The 7,581-nt window shown below is 71.1% G+C and carries 8 protein-coding genes; 2 read left to right on the top strand and 6 right to left on the bottom strand.

Annotation, left to right across the window (positions count from 1 at the left end; genetic code table 11):
- Both QZ772_RS24910 and QZ772_RS24905 read left to right on the top strand, forming a co-directional pair.
- On the top strand, positions 1-162 hold a 162-nt coding region (locus tag QZ772_RS24910), incomplete at its 5' end, for a dienelactone hydrolase family protein (protein ID WP_295532466.1).
- 118 nt (positions 163-280) lie between these two features.
- The gene (locus tag QZ772_RS24905) at positions 281-1,237 is read left to right on the top strand and encodes a ZIP family metal transporter (RefSeq protein WP_295532464.1); all 957 of its coding nucleotides are present in this window, start codon (positions 281-283) and stop codon (positions 1,235-1,237) included.
- A gap of 36 nt (positions 1,238-1,273) precedes the next feature.
- On the opposite strand, the gene QZ772_RS24900 is transcribed toward QZ772_RS24905, so the two are convergent.
- From QZ772_RS24900 to QZ772_RS24875, 6 genes are all read right to left on the bottom strand, one after another.
- Positions 1,274-3,310: a DUF3300 domain-containing protein gene (locus QZ772_RS24900; protein WP_295532462.1), complete on the bottom strand. Its 2,037-nt coding sequence runs from the start codon at positions 3,308-3,310 to the stop codon at positions 1,274-1,276.
- Between the two features lie 222 nt (positions 3,311-3,532).
- Positions 3,533-4,138, bottom strand: a complete 606-nt coding sequence (locus tag QZ772_RS24895; protein WP_295532460.1) for a DUF3299 domain-containing protein — start codon at positions 4,136-4,138, stop codon at positions 3,533-3,535.
- Between the two features lie 4 nt (positions 4,139-4,142).
- Positions 4,143-5,402 carry an ABC transporter permease gene (locus QZ772_RS24890; protein WP_295532458.1) on the bottom strand — a complete coding sequence of 420 codons (1,260 nt, stop codon included), beginning with the start codon at positions 5,400-5,402 and terminating at the stop codon, positions 4,143-4,145.
- Positions 5,399-6,097: an ABC transporter ATP-binding protein gene (locus QZ772_RS24885; protein ID WP_295532457.1), complete on the bottom strand. Its 699-nt coding sequence runs from the start codon at positions 6,095-6,097 to the stop codon at positions 5,399-5,401. The genes QZ772_RS24890 and QZ772_RS24885 overlap by 4 nt, the downstream gene beginning before the upstream one ends.
- Positions 6,094-6,717, bottom strand: coding sequence for a DUF2796 domain-containing protein (locus QZ772_RS24880; RefSeq protein WP_295532456.1), 624 nt, complete (start codon positions 6,715-6,717; stop codon positions 6,094-6,096). The genes QZ772_RS24885 and QZ772_RS24880 overlap by 4 nt, the downstream gene beginning before the upstream one ends.
- Positions 6,718-6,722: 5 nt before the next feature.
- The coding region (locus tag QZ772_RS24875; protein ID WP_295532455.1) for a sulfurtransferase at positions 6,723-7,581 on the bottom strand (859 nt) is incomplete at its 5' end.

Below are 7,581 nucleotides of genomic sequence, written 5' to 3'. Positions count from 1 at the left end.
CTGGCCGCGGGCTCGGCTGCGGCCAAGGCCTCGCAGTTCGTCGTCTATCCCGAGGCGGGCCATGCCTTCCATGCGGACTACCGGCCCAGCTACGTCCAGGGCGCCGCGGAAGACGGCTGGAAGCGCGCCACGGCCTGGTTCAAGGCCAACGGCGTCGCCTGATCACCCGTCGTGGCGCCGGGCCGCCGACAATGGCGCCCGCCCGCCACCCGGACGCTCCGGCACGGGCCGCCTTCGGGCGGCTTTTTTTCGTCCGTTCCTCCCGTCTTGCCCGCACCCGATGAAGCTGCTCCAGATCCTGCTCGCCACCCTCGTCACCGGCATCGGGAGTGTCTGGATCGCCGGCATGCTGCTGCGCCTGGGCGTGCGGGGACGGACGCAGGATGCGGGGCATGGGCCTCAGCATCTGCTGAGCCTCGCCGCGGGCGCCTTGCTGGCGACGGCCTTCATGCACCTGCTGCCGGAGGCCTTCGAGAGCGGGCTGGAACCCTCGGTGCTGTTCGCCGTGCTGCTGGGCGGGCTGGTGCTCTTCTTCCTGCTCGACAAGGCCGAGCTGTGGCACCACGGGCATGAACACCACCACGGCCCCGCCGCCGACATTCATCCAGGAGCGGCGGCGCACGGGCACGACCATGCGGGTCATGGGCACAACCACGCGGGTCATGCGCATGTCCATGCCCCCGATGGCGGGGCGGGCCACGGTCACGCGCAAGGGCCCCGGGTGGGCGGCTGGGCGGTGCTGGCCGGCGACAGCGTGCACTGCTTCGGCGACGGCGTGCTCATCGCCTCGGCCTTCATGGCCGACACGCGGCTCGGGCTGTTGGCCGCGCTGTCGGTGTTGGCCCACGAGGTGCCCCACCACGTGGGCGATCTGGTGGTGCTGCGGCAGACCTCGCCAGATGCGCGCGCCGCGCTGATCAAGGTGTCGTTGGCCGGCACCGTCACGGCGCTGGGCGGCGTCCTGGGCTGGTGGCTGGTCGAGCGCCTGCATGGCTGGCTGCCGTACTTCCTGGTGCTGGCGTCGAGCAGCTTCGCCTATGTGGCCCTGGCCGATCTGATCCCGCAACTGCAGCGCAGGCTGGCCGCGCGCCAGACGGTGTTGCAGGTACTGTGGCTGCTGGCGGGCATCGTGCTGGTCACGGGCGTCAGTCGGCTCGCTCATGGCGATGAGCATGGGCATGTCCACGGCCTGGAAACCGAGCGGCCGGAAGGGGCCTCGGCGCCGCACCGGCACTGACGCCTTTGCGCGATCCGCCGACGCGGGGCGCCGCGATCAGGACGGCGGCTGCTCGCCGGGGCGCGGCGGCCGGCCCGGACCATGCGGTCCGTCCCGTCCGTCGCGGGGACCCGGTTGCGCCTCCCGTGCGCGCTGCTGGGCCTGCTGTTGCTGCTGGTGCATCTGCTCCTGCATGCGCTGCTGCGCCTCCCGTTGCTGCTGGCCCGCGCGCTCCTGCATCTGCTGTTGTTGCTGGCGCATCTGCTCCTGGGCCAACTGCTGCTGACGCCGGACCTGTTCCTGCAACTGTTGCTGCTGCTGGCGCGCCTGCTCCTGGGCCTGCTGTTGCTGGCGGCGTGCCTGTTCCTGGGCCTGCTGCTGCTGCCGGGCCTGCGCCTGCATCTGCTCCTGCTGGCGACGCGCCTGTTCTTGGGCCTGCTGTTGTTGCTGTTGTTGTTGCTGACGGGCCTGTTCCTGCGCCTGCTGCTGCATCTGGCGTTGCTGGTCGCGCATCTGGCTCTGCTGCCGCTCACGTTCTGCCTGGGCCTGCGCCTGGCGCTGGTCCTGCTGGGCGCGCACCTGTCGTTGCTGCTCCTCTGCTGCCTGCTGCTGGCGCCGTGCCTGGTCCTGCTGCTGGCGCTGCTGCATCTCCTGCTGGCGGCGGGCCATGTCGGCCTGCTGCCGCTGCGCCTCCTGCTGCTGGCGTTGCTGCTCCTGCTGGGCCTGTCGCATGCGGTCCTGCTGTTCGAGGCTTTGTGCCTGCGCCGCCTGCTGGCGCATCTGCATGTCCCGCTGCTGGTCGGCGAACTGCCGCTGCTGCTGGGCCTGCTGGCGCTGCATGTCCGCCATCCGGCGCTGCTCGTCGGCCTGGCGCTGCGCCATGTCGCGCATCTGCTGGTCGTGCTGCATCTGCTGCTGCATCAGTTGTGTCTGCCGCTGCTGCTCCTGGCTCTGGCGTGCGGCCTGCTCGGCCAACTCCCGCTGTTGCTGTTGCTGGACGGCCAGGATGCGTGGATCTGGACCGCCGGTAGGCGGGGCACCCCATGCGCGGGGTGGCGGGCCGTAGCCGGGAGCGGATGGAGGCATGTAGATGTTGTTGTTGTAGACCACGGCCGGCCGCTGCCAGTTCGGCGGCGGGCGGTCGCGTCCCCAACCACCCGGCGGCGGGGGCGGCGGCGGGCTGCCCCAGCGCAGGTCCCAATTGCGCCAGCCCCAGTCATGCCGCTGCAACGCCGAGCTGACGATGACACCGGCGCCGAAGGCCAGCGCGCCGACGATCACCGGCTGCACCGGCACCGGCTCGGCCACCTGCAGCGGGGGCGTATAGCTGTAGCCGTTGTAGTAGGGCACGGGGGCGCCGTACACGACCTGCGGGTCGTAGCGCGGCACGTAGACCACGTCGGGCTGCGTGGGTTCGATGGTGATGTAGGTCGGCGGCGGCTCGACCACGACAGGCGCGGACTGCACCACCACCCCGGGCTGCGCCGTGACCGCTTGCACCGGCGGCGCGCTGCTCTGCACCACCTTGAGCTGCGAGCTGCTTTTGAGCTCCCCGGCGCTGCGGGCGCGCTGGCGCATGACCTGGATGGCGTTCATCACGTCCGTCGGGTCGTTGTAGTACGCCTGGCCCAGGGCCGTCGTCCATGCGATGTTGCCGGCCATCTGGTCCAGCACGCGTCGGAAGGCGGTCAGGCCCTTCACGCTCGGATCCCAGGGCTGCTGATTGGCAGCATCGGCCAGGGGGCCCGCCTTGAGTTGCGGGTTCTGCATCAGCCACTGGTGGGCCGAGCTCACCTGGTCAGGATAGGTGGAGGCGGCCAGCACCTGCGCCACCAGCTTGTCCGGGTACAGCGCGATGGGCGCGACCAGCCGGTACAGCTCGTTGGCCGAAGGTGGCGTGTAGGCCGCAGGAACCGGCGCGGCGGCTGGCACGGCCTGGGCTGCGGGGGAAGGGGCCGGGGCGGGTGCCTGGGCCTCGGGCGACGGTGACGTCTGGTTGCAGGCGCCGAGCGCCAGGGCCAGCGTGAGGGCCGCCCACAAGGGGCGCAGTGCTGCGGCCGGGCGCGACGGTTGCGCGGCGGCGAGAGAAGGCAAGGCGGGCATGGTTGGAAGTCCCCATCGGTCGGCAGGACGAGAAGTCCTGCCGGTCCCTGGTCAACGGTGCCGCATCCGTCGCGGTGCACCTGCGGCGCCTCGGCTGTGTGACCAGGGGTGTCGATGAGTTTCGAATGCTGACGGGCTGCTTCTGCCAGCGTTGCCCGCGCGAGCCTGTAGGTCTTGGCGGCCAGACGACCTGCGGGAAGCTGACCGTCAGGTCTACTTGCCGCTCTCGGTGTACTTGGTGACGGCTTCGGCCGTCATGCTGTAGCCGCTGGCGCCCATCATCGAATCGTTGCGCTCGGTGCGCAGCGGCCCGCTGACCCACACGGCGTCCATGGCGCGGAACTTGACCGGCGTGCGCGGCCGCACGTGCAGGATCTGGTTGGCCGGCGGCGGCGGGGTGTGGATGCAGGCGCCGAAGTACGGCACAAGCAGGAACTCGCTCACCAGGCCCTTGCTTTCCTCCAGCGGCACCACGAAGCCCGGCAGGCGCACCTGCACGCCGTTGAGCGCGGCATTGGTGGGCGCGTTGTTGAGCACGTCCTGCATCTTCTGGAGCAACTCGGCGGCGCGGGGGTCGTTGTCCTCCAGCTTGCCGAGGTCGATGTCCTTGAAGTCCTTGGCCGGGTCCCAGCCGGGCGGCACCAGCTCGACCCAGGTGATCTGCTTGGCACCCGCGGCGGGCTTGGCGGGGCTGCTGCTCTTGCCGCCCAGCGGATTGGTGGCCGTGGTGGCTTCGGGCGCCGGGCCGGCAGCCAGGGCCGAGGCCATCATGAAAGCGGCGCCGACGCCGGCAAGCAGGGTGCGCAAAGAAATGGGCATGGTGTCAGATCCTGGGAGAAAGTCCGTCGGCAAGCGACAGGCGATAGGCCCGCCAGCCCGGCAGCAGGCTGGCCAGCCAGCCGGCGGCCAGCAGCGCACCGAGCAAGGTCCATTCGTTCAGTGTAGGAGCCGAGATCGTCAGCGCGAGGCCATAGCTCGATTGCAGCCATGGCCCCAGCAGGGCCAGGGCGATGGCGGCGGCGATGGCGCCGAGCAGCACGCCAAGGGCCGTGACCAGCGCCCCTTCCAGTGCCAACAGCGCCAGCACATGGCGCGCGCCCGCGCCCACGGCGCGCAGCACGGCCAGCTCGCGGCGGCGCTCGTTCAGGCCGGCCAGCACCACCGACACCAGGCCGGCCAGGCTCACGATGCCCACCAGGCCCGACAGCACCAGCAAAGCCTTCTCGCCCACGCCGACCACCTGCCACAGCTCGTCCAGCGCCACGCCGGGGAGGATGGCCATCAAAGGCTCCTCGGTATAGCCGGCCACCCAGCGCTGCACCGCGAACACGGCGGCGCGGCTCTTGAGGCCGACCAGCGCGGCGGTGACGTTCTTGGGGCTGAGGTCGAACTTGCGCACCTGCTCGGCCGGAATCGTGAGTCCCGGCACCGGCACGCCCGCCACCCAGTCGAGGTGGATGGCCTGCATGGCTTCCAGGCCGATGTGCACGGTGCGGTCCACCGGCGTGCCGGTGCGCGCCAGGATGCCGACCACGGTGAAGGGCTTGTCGGCATGCTCGGGCGAGAGCTCGCCGCTGCCGTGCGACAGCGTGATCTTCTGGCCCAGGCGGTAGCCCAGCTGTTCGGCCACGTCGGCGCCCAGCACGGCATCAAAGAGCTGCTCGAAGGGCTTGCCTTCCCGCATGACGAGCGGCTTGCGGTCGCCGTAGTGGAAGCGGCTGAAGTACTCGGGCGTGGTGGCCAGCACCGGAAAGCCGTGGTGCGAGTCGCCCAGCGAGATCGGCACCACCCAGGCGACGCCGCGGTGGGCCTGCAGATCCTGCACGCTCTTCCAGCCCATGTTGTTGGTGGCGGCGCCGATGCGGAACACCGAGTAGAGCAGCAGCTGCGTGCTGCCGGTGCGGGCGCCGACGATCAGGTCGGTGCCCGACACGGCCGACGAGAAGTTGTCGCGCAGCTCGGTGCGGATGCGCTCCACGCCCAGGAGCAGCAGCGTCGACAGCGCAATCGAGAACACGGTGAGCGCCAGCGTGAAGCGCCGGTTCCAGGCGCTGCGGGCGGCGATGGCGAGCAGCGTGTTCATGCGGTGGCGGTGGCCGTCGCGGCCCTGTTGAGCGAGGGCAGGTGCAGCTGGCGCGCAAAGCGCTGGGCGATGCGCGGATCGTGGCTGACCAGCACCAGCGCGCTGCCGGCCTCCTGGCAGGCGGCCATCAGCGTGTCGAGAAAGGCTTCGCGGCGCTCTTCGTCGAGGGCGGATGTCGGCTCGTCGGCAATCACCAGCTCGGGCCGGCCGACCAGCGCCCGCGCCGCGGCCACGCGCTGCTGCTGACCCACCGACAGCTGCAGTGCGCTGCGGTCCCAGAGCGTGGCGTCCAGGCCCATGCGGGCCAGCAGCGCCTCGGCCTGCGCGCGCGAGCCCTCGGCCCGGCGGCGCGGCGAGAAGCGCAGCGGCAGCAGCACGTTGTCCATCACGCTCAGATAGGGCAGCAGATTGAACTGCTGGAAGATGTAGCCCACATGGTCCACGCGCCGGCGGTCGCGGGCGCTGCCGCCCAGGCGCGACCAGTTCTGGCCCAGCAGTCGCACCTCGCCGGCATCGGCGAGCAGCACGCCAGCCAGCAGCGACAGCAGCGTGCTCTTGCCGCAGCCGCTGGGGCCGTACAGGAACACCGGCTCGTCGGCCGCCACGGCCAAATGGTCGATGTCGATGCAGGGCGCCGCCGCGCCGGGCCAGCCGAAGCGCAGGCCGCGGGCTTCGAGGACGGGGGCGGCGCTCACTTGTCCCAGGTCAGCCGCGTGGCGGGACGGCGCAGCACACGCTTGAACTGGCCCTGCGGCGCGACGATCTCGGATTCGATCTGCCGCAGGTTCTTGAACGCGTCGAACAGCTGCACCTCGATGTAGCGCACGCGCGAGGCATCGACGCAGTTGAAGGCGAAGCTGGCGTCCAGGTCGGCATGGTCGACGTCCTCTGCGGGCTTCGCAGCGGGTTTGGCTGCGGCCTTGGCATCGCCAACCTTGGCGCCGGCAGATGGCTTGGCCTCGGCCGGCTTGTCGCCGCTGAGCACGGGCGAATCGAGCTGCACCGGACCGAGCTTGCAGCCGGCCGCCGGATCGATCACGAAGAGCTGATCGGCCGCGCGCAGGCGCTTCGTCATGCTGGCCACGGCCTCGCGCTCGGCATCGGTGCGCGGCGCGCGCTCGAAGCCCAGAAGGCTGTCCAGCGGCGCCTCCATTTCGATGGTGACGGCGGTGCCTTCGATGGCGATGTCCAGCTCCAGCTTGCCATGCACATGGGCATGCTGGGCGCGGGGGGCGGGCTTCTGCTGGGCCAGGGCGGGCACAGCGGCGGTCGCGAGGCTCAAGGCGAACAGGGCGGTGAGGCGTCGAACGGTCATGCGGTTCACGGGTTGGGGCCGTGCCGGGTGGGCAGGCCAGGGGTGTTGCTCCATTCGCTCCAGCTGCCGGCATACAGCGCTGGCTCGGGCAGGCCGGCGATGCGGGCGGCCAGCACATTGGGCACGGCGCTCACGCCGCTGCCGCAGTGGTGGATCGCGCCGGTGCTGGCACGTTGGCCCAGCAGCGCCTCGAACTCGGCGCGCAGCTGGTCGGCGGGCTTGAAGCGGCCGTCCGGTCCGATGTTGTCCACGAAGGGCCGGTTCAGCGCGCCGGGGATGTGACCCGCGATCGGGTCCAGCGGTTCCACTTCGCCGCGGTAGCGCGGGGCGGCCCGGGCATCGACGATGGGGGCGGCGCCGCTGTCCATGGCGGCGCGCACGGCGGCGGTGTCGACCAGCTTCACGCGCGGCTCGCCCAGCACGAAATTGCTCTGGAAGTGCGCCGGCTCCTCACCGCTGGCGACGGGCAGGCCGGCGGCCTGCCAGGCCTGCAGGCCGCCATCGAGCACGGCGGTGGCCGCATGGCCGGCCCATTGCAGCATCCACCACAGCCGGCCGCAGTAGTTGGCGCCGTTGCGGTCGTAGACCACCGCCTGCATGTCGTTGGCAAAGCCGATGCTGCCGAGCCAGGCCGCGAATCGCTCGCGGCTGGGCAGTGGATGCCGGCCGCCGGAGGCCGGTCGGTCGGCCTCGTGCGCGACCAGCACGCGGCCGTCATGGCCGGGCGCTCCATGGCGGGCGCTCAGGTGCTGGTCCAGGTCGGCATGCAGCGCGCCGGGGATGTGGGCCTGCAGCCAGGCCTCGCGGCCGGCATGCGGCTTCATCAGGTCGAAGCTGCAGTCGAAGATCAGGAGCCGCGCGTGG

The sequence above is a fragment of the uncultured Pseudacidovorax sp. genome, from assembly GCF_913773995.1.
GTDB lineage: Bacteria > Pseudomonadota > Gammaproteobacteria > Burkholderiales > Burkholderiaceae_C > Xenophilus.
Note: the sequence above shows the minus strand (reverse complement) of the source record. Positions and strands in the feature narration are given on the sequence as shown.